Source organism: uncultured Marivita sp. (genome assembly GCF_947488135.1).
Lineage (GTDB): Bacteria > Pseudomonadota > Alphaproteobacteria > Rhodobacterales > Rhodobacteraceae > Marivita.
Genome location: NZ_CANKYW010000019.1, coordinates 1 through 15,491, shown reverse-complemented (window position 1 = coordinate 15,491; position 15,491 = coordinate 1). Strand labels below are relative to the sequence as shown.

Genomic DNA, 15,491 nt, shown 5'->3' with positions numbered 1-15,491 from the left:
TCATCGTTAACTCTCCTGTCGTGACAGCAGGAGACTAGGTCGCTCTCGATCTGAAACCCCAGAACTTTTCCACTCCCCTAGGAAACTGGAGACCTGCGTTGGCCTTCGCGATTCGATCGTTGCCCACGACCTTTGGTAAAATCGATAGACTGGTCAATCCGAAGAGGACCACACCAAAGCCAGCAAGTGTTATCGATGCGCCAAACAACAGCAAGCTTCCCAACACGATGCCGACAGTCGTCATGACAAAACCTACGGCTGCAATCAGCGCCGATAAGATCGTCAGCGTGCGCAGCTGCCCTTGATCAACGAGGATGCCAAAAGGAATTGAACCCAAAAGGTGCGCGGATGACTGGCAGGCGGCGAGGACGCCGATCATCTCCGGCGACGCATCGAATGCCAAGGCTGCCACGAGCGGCAGGGATACGAGGGCAATTTGGTCTGCGAAATGGGTTCCGTAGGCGGCACCGATGAGCTGGCGGATTGCGGGCATGGTTCAACTCCAAATTTGTCAAACCAAACGTATCGAACACGCGTTTCTCCGAGCGACCCGAATCGTGAGCAAAACCATGATGGCACAGGATTGCCAAAGGATAGTTGGTGTCGCTCTTCTACTAGAGGGCAATTTAATTAACATAAACTTCTTTATAAGAAATACGTACTTGTAGCGGTGGATTCACAAACGAAGTGCAAATTCTGTACGAATTCAGAGAGTTGCATGGAGTATAACGAAGGGGAAACCACTACTGTCACCTGAAGCTGGACGAACGACGCAAGATTGCAAAGTGGCTTGAAGCCAAAATGCCGGTTTCTGAGATCGCGGATAGACTGGCTCGCGACCCTTCCACGATCTACCGCGATATCAAGCGGAACCGATACACTGACGAAGAGCTGCCTGAGTTGAACGGCTATCACGCGCTTGTCGCTCGGGACAAATACGAGGAGCGCCGCGCCGTTCACCGCAAGATGATCGTTCACCCTGAACTCAAGGAGGCTATCGAAGATCGGCTCAAGGCTGGCTGGTCGCCAGAGCAGATCGCAGGTCGAATGCGGCTCGAGCGCCACCCGATCCGCGTGAGCCACGAGACCATCTACCGCTTCGCCTATTCCAAAGACGGTCGCGAGGAACAGTTCTATCGCCATCTGCCGGAGCACCGCCGACGCCGCAGGTCGCGCGGGCACCGGCGGCATAACCGAACTCACATCTTCGACGCCCAAAGCCTGTCTCACAGGCCTGAGCATGTGGCAGATCGCTCCGAGTTTGGTCATTGATGGTGTGGATACCTCACCCCGCAACGGCATCGCGATGTGCCAAGATGTTGATGTCGAAACGCACCAGCATGGAGGAGGTATCCGTGGAAGAGGTTACAGTCATCGGCATCGACTTGGCAAAGTCGGTCTTTCAGCTTCACGGCGCGGCGGCGTCAGGACGGCCCGTATTCCGCAAGAAGCTCTCGCGGGCGCAGCTCACCCGGTTCATGGCCGACCACCCGCCCTGCCTTGTCGCCATGGAGGCTTGCGCTTCGTCGCACTATTGGGGCCGGGAGTTCATGAAACTCGGCCACGAAGTGCGGCTCATCCCGCCGATCTACGTGAAGCCCTTTGTGAAGCGGCAGAAAAACGATGCGAATGACGCCGAGGCCATTGCGGAGGCCGTGGTGCGTCCGACGATGCGGTTCGTGTCCGTGAAATCAGAAGAGCAGCAGGCCAGGTCCATGGTCTTCAAGACGCGCGATCTCCTCGTCCGACAACGCAACGCCCTCATCAACGCGCTGCGCGGGCACCTCATGGAATATGGCATCATCGCACCTCCCGGACGGACATTCGTCAGGAAACTCGAGGCGCAGCTCGATGCTCCAGAGAGCACACTCCCATCCGGCGTCATCGAGCTTTGTCGCCTGCACTTTGAGCAGATTGGCAGTCTCGACATCAGGATCATGAGAATAGAAAAGCGCCTCAAAGAAGAAGCCAAGAGCGATCCTGAGACGATCCGCCTGCAGACCGCCCCGGGCGTCGGCCCCGTCAGCGCCATGGCAATTCAAGCCTTCGCCCCGCCAATGGAAGGGTTCCGAAGGGGGCGTGATTTTGCGGCCTGGCTGGGGCTCGTCCCTGTTCAGAAATCGACAGGTGGCCGGCAAATTCTGGGGCGCACTTCGAAGATGGGACAACGGGACATTCGTAGACTGTTGATCATCGGCGCAATGACGCGGGTCAGATGGGCGGTCAAGAACGGCCCTCCCAAAGGGTCCTGGTTGGAGCAGATGCTGGGGCGCAAGCCCCGGATGCTGGTCGCCATCGCCCTGGCAAACAAAACCGCCCGCGCGATCTGGGCGATGATGACGAAACAGGAGGACTATCGAGACCCCGCCCTTGCCGCGTGACACGGTAAGGGTTGGCAGGTGTGAGACGGACATTGAACAGTAAGGACAAACGATCGACCAGATCGAGGTTGGGAAAACCAGGCCTTCCCAGAGAGCTTGCAGCTCGGGTGCATTGATATGGACCCAACCTTCGCATCGCCATACCGGCCCGCGGCATTGTCAAAGCCGCACATCGAGGCCTGACACATGACCGTACCCGATCACATGTTCGACCCGTTCAAAAGAATGCTTGCACCGACCGAGGTATCCACACATGGGAGTGTGACCTGATGATGTTCCGTAAAAAGCGTGGGAGGGCGAACGTGACGTCCCTCGTTGAACGCGTCAGCCGCTTTGCCGTTGTCACGCGAAACGAGGATTGCCAATCCAAACCTGTCATGGAGGCGTTGATTCAGGGGCTGGCTCCCCTGCCCGCCGAGGCGCGTCAGTCGATCACGTTCGACAGAGGCACCCAGTTCTCGGCCTGGAAGCATCTCAAGGCCGGGATCGGCGCGGAAGCGTGGTTCTGTGACCCGCACGCACCTTACCAGAAAGGCACCGTCGAGAATACGAACAACAGGCTGCGGAAGTACCTGCCTCGCTCAACCGAACCGACGGCGCTGACAAATCGATATTTGAGATCGATTTGCCACCGCCTCTATTCCACGCCCCGCAAGTGCCTCGGCTACCGGACACCCGCAGAGGTCTTCGAAAGCAAACTCATGGAAATCCAGAACCGATTGGAATAAAACGACATATCAAGAACTGCACTTCAACGTGAGTCCACAAACGCTATAATGCGAAGTTTGCAAAGGCTCCCGCCAAGCCGGACAACCTGCATCGTGCTTTGAACATTGAGCCGGATCGCCTCGTGAAAGTCTTTTGTCTCCGCGACAAACGCTATGTTACCAAGGATCTGACGCTGAAGTACGACCGCAAGCGCATCCGGTTGGAGGTTAATGATCTGACGCGTGGCTTGGTCGGCACATACGTAGATGTCTACGAGATGCCGGACGGGCGCATCCAAGTGCATGCCAAAGGCGTTGCCCTGCCCTGCAGCATCTTCGACCCGCATCAGCAGCGGGTCACCTACGCAGCAATCACCGAGAACAAGCACCTCAGCGCTGTGCTGGCCCACATCAAGAAGGAGCAGGAGAAGGCGGCGTCTCCGCCGAAGGTAAAACCCGTCAGTGCAAAGAATAACTACAAAAAGAAAGAATAACTACAAAAAGAATGGGCGTCGGAACACTGGCTGGAACAGCCTTGCAGACCAAAAGCGCATCGCAGACCGCAAAGCCAGCCAGGGCTGCGATAGCTGAGGTCTCCGCCCTGTCAGGCTTTGCTCCCCTCAGCGCATTCGGTGACATTTCTACTTTGCAAACCAGGGGACATTCCTACTTGGTTACAACACAGGCCTGTAGCGGTGGATCACCAAGCGGCGCGGCACGGTTGAGGCGGAGCTATGAGAGATGCCGGTACTGTCGAGCGCACATCCATTCTTTCTGTTGCACCTGCCGGATGCCATGGCACGGGCGGAACAGCATGCGGGCTGCGTGAACGACCTGCATGGCGCGAGACCTGCTTGCAGCGTCGGCGCCCCACTAGCGACGGAACCCGAGCCTCGCCACTGGGTTAATGCGTATGAGCCACAACCTTGCAAACACCACGCCGCCACCGCGCTATTGTTTTATCGCCGGCTTGCACCGGTCGGGAACGACAGTCCTGGCGCGCCTGCTGGGGGCACATCCCGATATCGCGCCGCTGACCTGTCCGCACGTGCCCGAAGATGAAGGCGCATACCTTCAAGGGGGCATCCCGCATACCGCGCGTCAAGGCATCCCCGGCGCGTTCGCGTTCGATCCCAATCAGCACCTGACCGAGGACAGCAACTGGAACAGTCTGGAGGTGTCGCAAAGGATCGCGCGGGACTGGGCACCGTGGTTCGCCGACGGGCGAATGTGGCGGCTTGAGAAGTCTCCGGTGAACTTGCTGCGTATGCGGCTTTACCAGCAGCTTTTCCCGATGGCGCATTTCATTATCATTACCCGCCATCCTGCGGCAGTAACACAGGCAACGGCGAAATGGTCGGACGCTAGCGAAGCGCGCCTGATGGATCACTGGCGCGCCGCGCATGAGATCGCCCTGAACGACCTTGGTTACCTGCACAACGTCCTTTTTCTGCGCTACGAGGATGTCTGCGCCGACCCTGGTCGCACCCTTTCAGCCGCGATGCGGTTTCTTTGTGTCGATCAGGCTGCACTGCCCTTGGATGATCTGCGAGATGGCAATGCGGATTATACCCCACTGCCGGATGCGCAGCTGCCGAACATCGCGTCGAAATTCGGATATTGCGCTGGCAGTTTGCGACCGTCGCGCCCTTTGCCGACTGCTTTGGCAGTACGGCATGTGTTCCGCGCTGTCCGTGAAGAGACGGTGATGGTGCTGACCCGGACTGTCGACTGTGAACGAATGCGTAAGGCCTGACGTACTTTTTTTTGCGGGCCGACCGGAACCGGATCACAGACACCGCAGTTGGCAAGGTATCTCCAGTTTTCAAAGGATGCACCACCATGCCGTTTCGTTTTGACATGTTGCTTGTAGCCGAAAAAAAAATGCGCATCTTGCCTGCAGCCAAGGTGGGTACCTTAGAGGCGTCGAACCCGTATTGCGACCTTTCGGCCATAGCACAGCCAATCGCAGTGGCTGTGGAATGACCATCGTGGTTCGGAATGGACGGATCGGTCGGGATGGCCTGCGCATCATGCATGTCGCACTTGGCGGTTCCCTGCACGGAGGACCGATCGATTACGGCGTGACCGAAGACACGGGCGGGCATATCGCTTACGTCATGGGCGCCGCGCGGGCTCAAGCGGATCGCGCCGATGTCTCGCATGTTGATATCGTGACGCGCGCGTTCGACGATCCGGCACTTGGGGATATTCACGCGCAGGAGAGTGAGACATTTCATGAGCACGGCACAATTTCGCGGCTGTGGTCGCGACGGCGAGGCTACCTTGAGAAGGTTGATCTGGTTGCTGAGTTGCCCTCTCTGATCGCTGCGTTTCTCGGGCATCTGAAGGCCGCGCCAACGCCGGATGTCATACACGCGCATTTTAGCGAAGCGGCGGCTCTTGCGCGTTCGGCGGAACAGGCGCTCGGAATTCCGTGGGTCTTCTCGTCGCATTCCCTGGCTATCGAAAAATCGGGACATGCGGATCCCGCCCGCGTGGTGCGCGAATGCGATTCCATTCGTGAAGCAGGGGCCATCATCGCGTCGTCGCGGGACGAGGCAGAGCGGCAAATCCTGGCGGCAGACGCCTTTGCCGCCGGTCGTGTGCACCGCATTAGTCCGGGTGTGACATTGCTCGCCGGTGACGGAACGGAAGCTGCACGCGCGTTGATCACACCCTACCTGACGACGCCGGACAAACCGATCCTTCTCGCTATTGCCCGACCGGTGTGGAAGAAGAACCTTGGCGCTTTGGTCGATGCCTATGCTGCTGATTCAGGCCTGCGGCAGGCGGCGAACCTGGTAATCCTCGCAGGCCAACATGCGGGGCTGTCCCGAGGCACGTCCGAAGCGGCGCAGGTGTTGGCCGACCTACGCGCTCGTATCGCGCGGCACGAGCTGACAGGTCAGGTCGCCTTGCCCGCATCGCACACCGCTCGCGATGTGCGGTCGCTGTATGCGCTAGCCGCGCAGGATGGGGTGTTCGTGAACCCCGCTGTGACCGAGCCTTTTGGTCTGACCGTGGTGGAAGCCGCGCAGGCGGGATGCCCGGTGGTCGCGACCTGTCATGGAGGACCTCCGGGTATTCTGGAGGACATCGGATACGGGCGGGTGATCGACCCCGATGCACCGGCTCAGATCGCGGCGGTGTGTCATGATCTGTTGCGTGATCCTGATCGTGGTTCAAAGACGAAGCATGCAGCGGGCCGTGCAAAGCGGTTGTTCAACTGGGCGCGTTGGGCGGATCGGTCGGTGCAGGTGTATCAGGACCTCGCTCGACCTGTGACAGTTCCACGGGCGCGCAGCGGGATATGCTGTGTTGCCCGCAAACGCATTGCCAGAGTTGGACCACCTGACAGGACCGAATGTGTTGCGCAGCGAGCGGCCCTTCGCGGCTGGAACGCTTGATGGTGTGCGCCGCGCGCTTGATGCCTTCGACGACGCGATGGTTGCGGCGGAGTGATCTAATGTTTGACCAGTCGCAACCACCCCGACCGCGCCCGGTAGGTATCTTCGTTCACCATCAGGGACGGGGGCATATCAAACGCGCTTCGGACCTAGCCAATGCTTTGCCCGGCTGGCGGCCCGTGACACTTTTCTGCGCACAGCCCGAGGCGTTCGTGGGATTGCGCCCCAATGTAGAGGTGATCGCATTGCCGTCTCTGTTTGAGCCGATGGGTTCCGAACCGGACGGATCCGTCGATATAGCGACGCCCGACGTTTTACATTGCGCACCGGTTGGTTGGCCCGGGATCAGGGCCGCAACTGCACGGCTGGCACAGTGGTTCGACTCCGCGGACCCGGCGGTGTTCATCAGCGATGTAAGCGCGGAACTTGCCCTTTTCGCACGCATCTGCTCGGTGCCGCATATCATGGTGCGTCAGCACGGCACGCGGAACGATCCAGGCCACATGGCGGCTTATGACGCAGCGATTGGCCTGCTGGCCCCTTTCGATGCGGCCCTGGCGCAACCGGACTGGCCGAAACGCCATCTCGAGCAAACGTTCTTTGCCGGGGGTTTGGGGGTGCGTGCCGATATGCCGACCCGGCAGAAGGCGCGGAATCGCCTGGGGATCGTCGCGGACAACAAACTGGCCGTGGTGGTAACAAGCGGTGATCCCTCGGGATTGTCCCAGGCGGCGATCGCCGTTGGTGCGCGTACGTTTCCAGCTATGCAATGGGTCACGCTTGGCAACATTGCGCGCGACTGGCATGCCACCGAGCCTACGAACCTGACGCATGAAGGCTGGGTTGACAATGCCGAGGACTGGATCGCGGCGGCGGATGTAGTGATATCGTCGACCGGCAACACGACCTGCCATCAGGTCCTAGCCGCCGGTGTGCCATGGCTCACCATTCCCGAATGGCGCTACTTCGATGAACAGGTTGAAAAGGCGAAGGCGCTTGCGCGGGCCAATGCCGCTACGGTACGCGATCATGCACCGTCCTCTGCGCAGGCGTGGCGCGACGCCATTCGTGAGACATTGGAAACGCACGAACGCGCTCGCGCAAAAGCGCTGTACACCCCCGACGCCGCTGTCAAGGCGGCGCATTGGTTGGAAACCCGAATCGCCGCGTTCTGGGGCGACCGGGCCGACCATCGCGTTCCAGCAACATCAGGAGAGCTGTCATGACCACCCCATGGGTTTCCGCCCTGACCATCGGCAAAGGCCGCGACGCGCATCTTAAGAACCTGATCAAGGGGTTCTGCGAACAAACGCGGCTTCCCGATGAGCTGATCATCGGCGTTATGGACAATGTGCCCTATGCCGACCTGCCCGACGCGCCGTTCCCGATCTTGCAGGTCGGGGTGTCAGGCGATGATCTGCCGCTTGCCGCGGCGCGCAATCGCGTGGCCGATACGGCGCAGGGGGATCATTTGCTCTTCGTCGATATCGATTGCATCCCGAACCCGCAATTCGTGGCCGACTGCATCGATCATCTGTCCGCAGAGGCGGGGCTGATGATGGGAGAGGTGGTGTACCTGCCCAAAGGTGCCACGGCAGGCGAGCTTGACTTCCCAAGGTTCGACGCGCTTGGAAAACAGCACCCGGACAGGCAGGGCCCACCGCCACAGGGACGTCGGCGCTGCAACGACTACCGATGCTTCTGGTCGCTGAACTTTGCTATGTCCAAAGCTGATTGGCGGGCCTCGGGTGGGTTCGACACGCGCTATGTCGGCTATGGCGGAGAAGATACGGATTTCGGCCGCACGCTGGATGCGAAACAGATCCCGATCTGGTGGGCGAAAGGGGCAAAGGTCTATCATCAGTACCACACGCACGCGATGCCGCCGGTGCATCACATCCATTCAGTCCTGCGCAACGCCGAGATGTTCGCAGATAAGTGGGGCCGTCGCACCATGGAACACTGGTTGCGCGCCTTTCGGCTGATGGGCCTGATCGAAGACACCGACACCGGATTGCAGATTGTACGACAGCCGGGAGAGGCGGATTTTGCCTTGTGTGCGCAACAGTCGGATGAACCCTTCGCCACAACGCGCCGCACATTGGATACGCTGGAACATGGCGACTGGCGGGTCGCGGATCGCAAGCGGGGTCAGGATGCGTCCTGGGCGGCAGAGTAGCGTGATGCGTCCGCTGCGTATTGCGGTTCTCGCCCACATCCGGCACCCCATCGCAGAGCCGTTTCGTGGCGGCATGGAAGCCCACGCGCATCAGCTGGTGCACGGGCTTGCGGATCGGGGGCATGATGTGACGCTATTCGCAGCAGGGGACAGCGAGGTAAATGTTGCGCTTCGCCCCTTGGTGCCACAGCATTACGACAGCATTTATCCCTGGCACGATTTTCATGGTACTGACGCGTTGAATGCGCATCTTGATGCGGCGTTCGAAGGGTGTCTGCATGATCTGGCAGGCTATGACGTGGTGCATAACAACGCGCTGCATCGCTTCCCGCCCCGCCATGCGCAGAGCGCCGGTGTTCCGATGGTCACATCGCTGCATGTTCCGCCGTTCGGGGCGTTGCAACGCGCCGTGCATTCCGCGGATGCCCCTTGGATGCGTTATACGGCGTGTTCGAACCACCTGCTGCAAAGCTATTGGCCCGATGGCACGGCGCCGCGGGCATCGGTTGTGCCGAACGGCATCGACACGGCCCGCTGGCCGGTTTCGTCCCATGGCAATGGAGAAGCGATCTGGGCGGGCCGGATCACACCGAACAAGGCACCGCATATGGCAGCGCAAGCGATCAGGATGGCGGGCCTCCGGATGACGATCTACGGCGTGATCGAACATGAGGATTACTTCAACGACCACCTGCGCCCGCTGTGGTCGCAGGACATTCGCTATGGCGGGCATGTGTCAAGCGATGATCTGGCCTTGGCGGTAAGCGCGGCCTCGGTTTTAATGTTCACACCGTTGTGGGACGAACCCTTCGGCCTTGTCGCGGCAGAAGCGATGGTATGTGGCACGCCGGTCGCGGCATTCGACAAGGGCGGCGTGCGCGAGGTCATCGGCACCAGCGGCGGTGCGTTGGCGACAGCCGGGGATATCGCTGGGCTGAGAGCGGCAATTGCACAGGCGCTGACCAAAGATCGTGCGTCTGTCGCGCGTGATGCACGGACACGACTTTCAAAAGAGCGTATGCTGTCCGCCTATGAAGCGCAGTACCGGGCTGCAATGGCTGCCGCACGACGGAGATCACCCGATCGGTCGGGATGTCGAACCACCCCAGCCTTGGCCGCCCCGTAAACCTGCGCTTGCAGTTCTCTCGGCGCAGCGCCTTAGCCCCGCTCGATAAATTCCTCCGCTTGACCGGGATGCCGGTGAAGCTGTTTCTGTCCGACGCCGCTAGCGCCGGGCCGCGCCGAGGGATGCAACGATGTCCGGAGCAGATGGGCAAAGCGACGTCACTTCGGCGAAACCGTCGGGACTGGCGGCGATCTCTCTGGCGGCGCGGCCGGACCAGTGCATGTTGGGCGTCAGCGCATTGATCAAGTTTGTGTCAATTTGGATTTCGTTGTCTTCAATCAGCCCCACCTGCGCGATCGGCGGCATCGTGAAGGCACCGGAGGCGTCGCTCAGCTTGTCCTTGATACGGGCCAGAAAATTGCTGAAATCTGGGTCGTCCAGGGGCAGTATAACGTCTCGCGTGCTGATCGCCTAGCTTCGCTCATGCGCCCAAGCGGGCTGCGATTTTGGCGAATGCGCCGCCGCCCGACCCTCGGCCAAGGGCAACGCGGCTCGGCAGCCTTAAACTTCGGGTTCGTTCACGCGGGGAATGGCATCTGTGCGGTCTTTGCGAGTGTGATCCCAGCTTACATCGTTGCGCTTAATCCGCCGCGAAATGACATAGGCCACGGGCCACGACATGACATAGCCAATTGCGACTGCGGTCAAGATCGGAACCCAGCCGTAGTAGCCGAATGTGAACGCAACAATCACCAAGGACCCGGTCAAAACCGCGCCGGTCATCATCGTAAGATAAATGCTTAATCTGTCCATGATGAACCTCCTGTTTGGCAAACGGTTGAAATGCGGGGAAGGTTCCGCAAGCGGCCCGTTATTTAACCGATTTACACAAGAAATCCGGTCTTCTCGATGCGTGTTGGGTCGGTATCATACGCTGAAGGAAGGTATTCCAATGGAACTACAATCGCTTAAATGTCTACATCGACCAATTGCAGGGCATCTACAGTACCTGCAAAAAAATTTCATGTCGCGGTGAACAAACTGGTGGAAGCGGCGCGTGACGAGGGTCTGAAAGACGCGCTTGATCGCAGTGTTCAGGGGGTCGAACGCTGGAAGGACACGCTCAAGTCCATTCTCGAATGTAATGATGCCGATCCAGCCCGAGGCGGAATTTACCTCGCGCTAAAGCAGCGCTTAGTCGGTCTCGGTCGCGCATCTGCCTTTTAGCCTCGCAAGACAGTCACTATTTTCTCTGTGCATTCGGCGAAGGGCAGCCGGCAGGTATTCATTGTGCAACCGCCTACGACACTGCTGGAAAACGGCAAGCGGCCGCGGAACCGTTGGATCGGGTGTGCGACGACGATCAAAGCGTTCCTTTCGGCTTTGCTCAGCATCTTCTTTGGCCTTTTGTCGCTATTGCAACTGATGAGCTAGTCGATCAAGGCTATTGCACGTCACTCAATCCACATAGTGAAGCAAAATTAATGCCTCGATTTGGAGGATACGATCCGAGCGGAAACCGTTGATCAATCAGGGGCGTCGATCTTGAATCCGTCCCGGCAGACGGCCCACCAGCGAAAGCCCGATGGCGCGAACTCCATGTCGATCTCGGCGGCCATCGTATCCGCCACCATTGACGTCAGCACGAAGCTGCCGAAGCCCTTGCGTGACGGAGCGGTGACCGCCGGGCCGTCATGTTCGGACCAGTCGAGCACAAGCGTTCCGGTCCCGTCCTGGTCGGGTTCGATGCGCCAGTCGAGCTTTACATGCCCGTGCTCGTTCGACAGGGCGCCGTACTTGCTCGCATTGGTGGACAATTCGTGGAAGACCATGCCAACGGCCTGGGCGCTGCCTGCCGGGATGAAGACATCGGGACCGCTCAGGTGCAGGCGGTCGCCGCGAAATGCCTCGATATGCGCCATCTGCGCCTCGATCAATTCGCCCAATTGCGCCCCGTCGCGCATGTCGCGCACCAGAAGGTCCTGCGCCGCGGCAAGGCTGCGCAGGCGGGACTGGAATTGCGGCATGAACTCGTCGGGATACCGGCGCACGGTCTGGCGCGCGATCACGTCCACCAGCGTGAGCAGGTTCTTGGAGCGGTGATTGATCTCGTGCAGCAGGATCCGGGTGCGTTCCATCGCCTTGTTGCGGTCGGTCACGTCATAGCCCGAGGCGACCAGCAATGTCACGTCGCCATTGTCGTTGCGGATCGGGGAAAGCATGAAGTCGATCGTTATGAGCGTGTCGCCCATCATGCGCACCGGAACGTCGTAGCGTTGCACCTCGCCTGCGGCTGCGTCGCGGATCGCAGCCCTGAGCTGGTCGGCTATGGCGGGATCGTAATTCCACCAATCCGCCTCCCAGAACGGCCGGTTAAGCACATCCGTCCGGTCGATCCCCGCCGCGTCGAGCGCGGGGCGATTGGCCTCGATCAACGTGCCTTCGAGATCGAGAAGCCCGGTGAAGGCGATGCTGTTGTCCAGAACCAGCCGCAGGCGTTTTTCGGAGGTGCGCAAGCGGCGCGCCATGCGGCGTCGGTCTGTCACGTCGTAGTTCACGCCGATCATGCGCAACGGCGTTCCGTCCGGGGCCCGGTCCACGACGCGACCGCAGCCCGCGATATGCCGGATGTCGCCGTTCGGGCGATTGATGCGGAAATCGGTATCGAAGGTCGCGCCCTCGGTCATGGCCGCCTCGACCGCCGCTGCCGTGGCGTCGCGGTCTTCGGGATGGATCACCTCGAAGAACGTATCGGCGGTTGCGGGTGTGTCGGGGTCGATCCCCAAAAGCGCGTACATCCTGTCGGTCCAGATCGCCTTACCGGTGGTCACGTCGAGATCCCAGGCCGCCATGCCTGCCGCGTCATAGGCCATCTCAAGCCGGTCATTGGCGTCGCGCAGTGCAGCCTGCTGGGCTTCGCGTTCGGTCAGGTCGTAGAAATGGCAGACCACGCCGAAGCGCCCGTCCGGCAGAACGGTGCGGGTCAAGTGCCAGTCATAGGATTCGACGCGGTCGCGGTCCTGACGTTTCTCGACGAGGGTCGGCGCTTTGTAGGGCTCTCCGGTCCTAAGCGTGTGTTCGAAATGCCGGTAGATGTCGCGGGCCTTGTCTTCGGGCCACTGGAACAGCAGGGCGTCCCAGATCGCGCAGCCGATCACCGGGTCGATGCCCTCGAACGCGCGAAGCGCGGCCTTGCTGGCCATCACGATCTTCAAGCTGTCGTCAAGGACGTAGACCCCGAAGGGCGATTTGTCGATCAGGTCGGTGAGGACATGGTTGAAAGACCGGACCCGCTCTTCCGCGGTTTTGATCGCGGTGACGTCGGTCAGGGAGCCGCGCACCACATGCGCCAGGCCGGTCTTGGGATCAAGCGGCCCGTAGGCATAGCCGCGATCGAGGATCCAGCGCACGCTACCATCGTCGTCGACAACCCGGAACGTCATGTCGTAGCTGCCAGTGCTGCGGCGGAAGCGATTGATCGACTCGAGCACCCAGCCCCGGTCGTCCGGATGCACCCGACGTTCGGTCGCTGCGGCGGGCGAGATCGCCGAGACCGGGTCGATCCTGAACACCCGGAAGGCGCCCGCTGACCACCACGACAGGTCCTTGGCGACATCGTATTCGTAAAGCGCGGCTGGCATGTCGCCGTCATCGGCCTTTCGGTCAACGAGGTTCCGATGGTGATGGGTTACGTCGATCAGCACACCGTGCAGCGCCGCTCCGCGCCCGTCGGCATCCCGTTCCACGATGCCGGTGTCGTGAACCGCACGTTCCGTCCCGTCGGGCCGAAGGATGCGGAATTCGCGAGAGTAGCTGTCGCCCTTTTCCAGAAGAGCCGCGCAATTGCCCTTGATGCGGGGTCGGTCTTCGGGGTGGATCAGCGCCAGGTAGGCTTTGGTATCAAGCTGTGCGGCGACGTCCCCGTGAAGCGATCGCATCGCCGGAGACAGGAAGACCTTGTTCGCATCGTGCACCCAGCGATAGGACGCCATGCTGCTGGCAAGGTCTGGGTTTAATCGACCCATCACTCGATCTTCATCAGGCATCACAGGCCCCCGATTAAGCAGACAGCTCAAGATAAACGGGTATGAAAAATTTCCTACAAAAAATTTCGGTGTTTGAAAGGCTAGACGCACCAATATCGCTTAGGTTGTGATATGTTGACCCGTCACGTCGCGTCGCGACAGCATGGAACCGTTCCGGAGTTCACACGTCTTCAAGGGGCCCGACTACCTGATCCTCCCGACTCTCAAGGTATTACGGAGGCTCAGATTGGTGGGCGCACAATCATCACGCTCTTGGCGATTGTGGACCCGGGGGTCACCATGGGCGGTGCGAAAACGCAATATATCCTGAACGAGATGGTCCCGCAGTTCGTGGACGACTATCCGAATGACGTCATTGCTGGCGGCTGCCAAAAAAGAATCACAGCGATCCACATCAGCGCTGGGATTCAACTCCGGGGTGATGTTCTTTGCCATCTACGAAGTGAGCTTCCCTACGATAATCGGCTAGTAACGCAAGCTTCGATTTGATGAATCACGAAGTTCATAAGCGCTTAGAACGCAAACCATTTATGTTCAAAGCATTTCGGAACAAAGCCGGGTCGCCGGCGTTCATGAGCTACTGTTTCCGACATGTGAGAAGATTGGGTGTCGGCGATATCGCGGTAACAAAATAAGAGGTTCGTTAATGTTAGTCATGAACGAGCATTCAAAAGTTTCCCGAAAGACAGATGTCCCTACTTGGAACTTGGCCGACGCGGAAAACCGAATTCATCAGACGCCGCCGCGTTTCTTAGATCGATTAACGCATCTCTTCTTCAGCCCTGGGAACCTTCCGATACTCGCGTGCGCCAAATATTCAGTTCGCGGGTCAAAGAATGGTATGATTATCGTCGCTGATACTGCGCGACAAACGGCTCCCGGGATCATCACGGCGTTAGCATTTCTCCTCGGAATACTGAGTGGATGAGCGACGCGGACATCGATATCATCCGATGGATCGGTGCTGTCGCGACAATCGTAGCAGCCATTATCGTCGCGTGGGGACCGACCGCAAAGGTAATGGCTGGCGGATTTGTCTTGTTTTGCATTGCCGCATTATCGTGGGTTTATTCCGGGATCGTTGAGGACAAACCAGCACTATTGTTGCAGAATCTTGTGTTACTTGCGATTAACGTCTTGGGCGTTTGGAGATGGAGTCGGCGCGCATGATCCGTCCTCGCTAGCTTTAAAGCATCGCCCATCTAATCTGCGACATATACGGCGGCCTTGAAGAGGTTTCGACACTCGTCTGGTGGAAAGAGGTCGCATGTCGGTGCAACGAATTGGAAAAGCGCTTCGAAGGTGCGGGTCTTGAGCCTTCTGAGGTGTGCCTTGAGTTTTGAGTATGCTATTTCGACTAATATGAGTTCGGGCGAGTATGGCGGCAGGTAGAGCAGCCAGTTGCCTTGTGATTTCAGAGACTCTTGCGCATGGGCCGATTTGTGAGACGACAGGTTGTCGGCAATTACCACATCGCCAGGCTGTAGTGTCGGCGCCAGCTGTGTCTCGATGTGGAGTTCGAACGCAGCCGGGCGCCCTCTGGCGGATCGACCCCGAAGCCGTGTCATCTCGGTCGTGACAGCTGTTTCATCAATAAAGACCAGCCTGTGCGGCTCAAGAGGCACTGACCTGCTCCCCTGCGAGTCCGCGCTTTTCAGTTAGCTCTGTTCAGGGTTTGGTCCTCTCTTGACCGTTGGTGATA

At 59.4% G+C, this 15,491-nt stretch carries 13 protein-coding genes and 2 pseudogenes; 10 read left to right on the top strand and 5 right to left on the bottom strand.

The window, feature by feature from the left end:
- Window positions 1-34: 34 nt before the first annotated feature.
- Complete coding sequence (locus Q1B16_RS21840) at window positions 35-493, bottom strand: hypothetical protein (RefSeq protein ID WP_299794383.1); 459 nt, start codon at window positions 491-493, stop codon at window positions 35-37.
- Window positions 494-753: 260 nt separating this feature from the next.
- Here Q1B16_RS21840 and Q1B16_RS21835 point away from each other — a divergent pair.
- From Q1B16_RS21835 to Q1B16_RS21795, 9 genes and pseudogenes are all read left to right on the top strand, one after another.
- A pseudogene (locus tag Q1B16_RS21835) lies at window positions 754-1,269 on the top strand (IS30 family transposase); the annotation flags it as partial.
- A gap of 86 nt (window positions 1,270-1,355) precedes the next feature.
- A complete protein-coding gene (locus Q1B16_RS21830) occupies window positions 1,356-2,381 on the top strand; it encodes an IS110 family transposase (protein WP_299794381.1) in 1,026 nt (341 codons plus the stop codon).
- A gap of 134 nt (window positions 2,382-2,515) precedes the next feature.
- The gene (locus tag Q1B16_RS21825; protein ID WP_366140190.1) at window positions 2,516-3,109 is read left to right on the top strand and encodes an IS30 family transposase; all 594 of its coding nucleotides are present in this window, start codon (window positions 2,516-2,518) and stop codon (window positions 3,107-3,109) included.
- A 122-nt stretch (window positions 3,110-3,231) separates the two neighbouring features.
- A complete protein-coding gene (locus Q1B16_RS21820) occupies window positions 3,232-3,582 on the top strand; it encodes a hypothetical protein (protein WP_299794379.1) in 351 nt (116 codons plus the stop codon).
- Window positions 3,583-4,001: 419 nt separating this feature from the next.
- Complete coding sequence (locus Q1B16_RS21815; protein WP_299794377.1) at window positions 4,002-4,844, top strand: sulfotransferase; 843 nt, start codon at window positions 4,002-4,004, stop codon at window positions 4,842-4,844.
- Window positions 4,845-5,070: 226 nt separating this feature from the next.
- Entirely contained in the window at window positions 5,071-6,498 is a 1,428-nt protein-coding gene (locus tag Q1B16_RS21810; RefSeq protein WP_299794375.1) for a glycosyltransferase, read from the top strand.
- A 179-nt stretch (window positions 6,499-6,677) separates the two neighbouring features.
- Window positions 6,678-7,724 carry a glycosyltransferase gene (locus Q1B16_RS21805; protein ID WP_299794373.1) on the top strand — a complete coding sequence of 349 codons (1,047 nt, stop codon included), beginning with the start codon at window positions 6,678-6,680 and terminating at the stop codon, window positions 7,722-7,724.
- Entirely contained in the window at window positions 7,721-8,677 is a 957-nt protein-coding gene (locus Q1B16_RS21800) for a galactosyltransferase-related protein (protein ID WP_299794371.1), read from the top strand. The genes Q1B16_RS21805 and Q1B16_RS21800 overlap by 4 nt, the downstream gene beginning before the upstream one ends.
- A gap of 4 nt (window positions 8,678-8,681) precedes the next feature.
- Entirely contained in the window at window positions 8,682-9,803 is a 1,122-nt protein-coding gene (locus tag Q1B16_RS21795) for a glycosyltransferase (protein ID WP_299794369.1), read from the top strand.
- A 99-nt stretch (window positions 9,804-9,902) separates the two neighbouring features.
- Here Q1B16_RS21795 and Q1B16_RS21790 read toward each other — a convergent pair whose 3' ends face one another.
- Window positions 9,903-10,109 carry a hypothetical protein gene (locus tag Q1B16_RS21790; RefSeq protein WP_299794367.1) on the bottom strand — a complete coding sequence of 69 codons (207 nt, stop codon included), beginning with the start codon at window positions 10,107-10,109 and terminating at the stop codon, window positions 9,903-9,905.
- Between the two features lie 195 nt (window positions 10,110-10,304).
- Entirely contained in the window at window positions 10,305-10,556 is a 252-nt protein-coding gene (locus Q1B16_RS21785) for a hypothetical protein (protein WP_299794365.1), read from the bottom strand.
- A gap of 219 nt (window positions 10,557-10,775) precedes the next feature.
- On the opposite strand from Q1B16_RS21785, the gene Q1B16_RS21780 reads away from it, so the two are divergent.
- Entirely contained in the window at window positions 10,776-10,970 is a 195-nt protein-coding gene (locus Q1B16_RS21780) for a hypothetical protein (RefSeq protein WP_299794363.1), read from the top strand.
- A gap of 299 nt (window positions 10,971-11,269) precedes the next feature.
- On the opposite strand, the gene Q1B16_RS21775 is transcribed toward Q1B16_RS21780, so the two are convergent.
- Entirely contained in the window at window positions 11,270-13,768 is a 2,499-nt protein-coding gene (locus Q1B16_RS21775) for a PAS domain-containing protein (RefSeq protein WP_299794361.1), read from the bottom strand.
- Window positions 13,769-14,991: 1,223 nt separating this feature from the next.
- A pseudogene (locus Q1B16_RS21770) lies at window positions 14,992-15,414 on the bottom strand (transposase); the annotation flags it as partial.
- Window positions 15,415-15,491 lie beyond the last annotated feature (77 nt).

Excerpts from the sequence above, each read along its gene's own strand:
- Q1B16_RS21840 (WP_299794383.1), bottom strand. The coding sequence starts at position 493 with ATGCCCGCAATCCGCCAGCTCATCGGTGCCGCCTACGGAACCCATTTC.
- Q1B16_RS21815 (WP_299794377.1), top strand. The coding sequence starts at position 4,002 with ATGAGCCACAACCTTGCAAACACCACGCCGCCACCGCGCTATTGTTTT.
- Q1B16_RS21810 (WP_299794375.1), top strand. The coding sequence starts at position 5,071 with ATGACCATCGTGGTTCGGAATGGACGGATCGGTCGGGATGGCCTGCGC.
- Q1B16_RS21800 (WP_299794371.1), top strand. The coding sequence starts at position 7,721 with ATGACCACCCCATGGGTTTCCGCCCTGACCATCGGCAAAGGCCGCGAC.
- Q1B16_RS21795 (WP_299794369.1), top strand. The coding sequence starts at position 8,682 with ATGCGTCCGCTGCGTATTGCGGTTCTCGCCCACATCCGGCACCCCATC.
- Q1B16_RS21790 (WP_299794367.1), bottom strand. The coding sequence starts at position 10,109 with ATGCCGCCGATCGCGCAGGTGGGGCTGATTGAAGACAACGAAATCCAA.
- Q1B16_RS21785 (WP_299794365.1), bottom strand. The coding sequence starts at position 10,556 with ATGGACAGATTAAGCATTTATCTTACGATGATGACCGGCGCGGTTTTG.
- Q1B16_RS21775 (WP_299794361.1), bottom strand. The coding sequence starts at position 13,768 with ATGGGTCGATTAAACCCAGACCTTGCCAGCAGCATGGCGTCCTATCGC.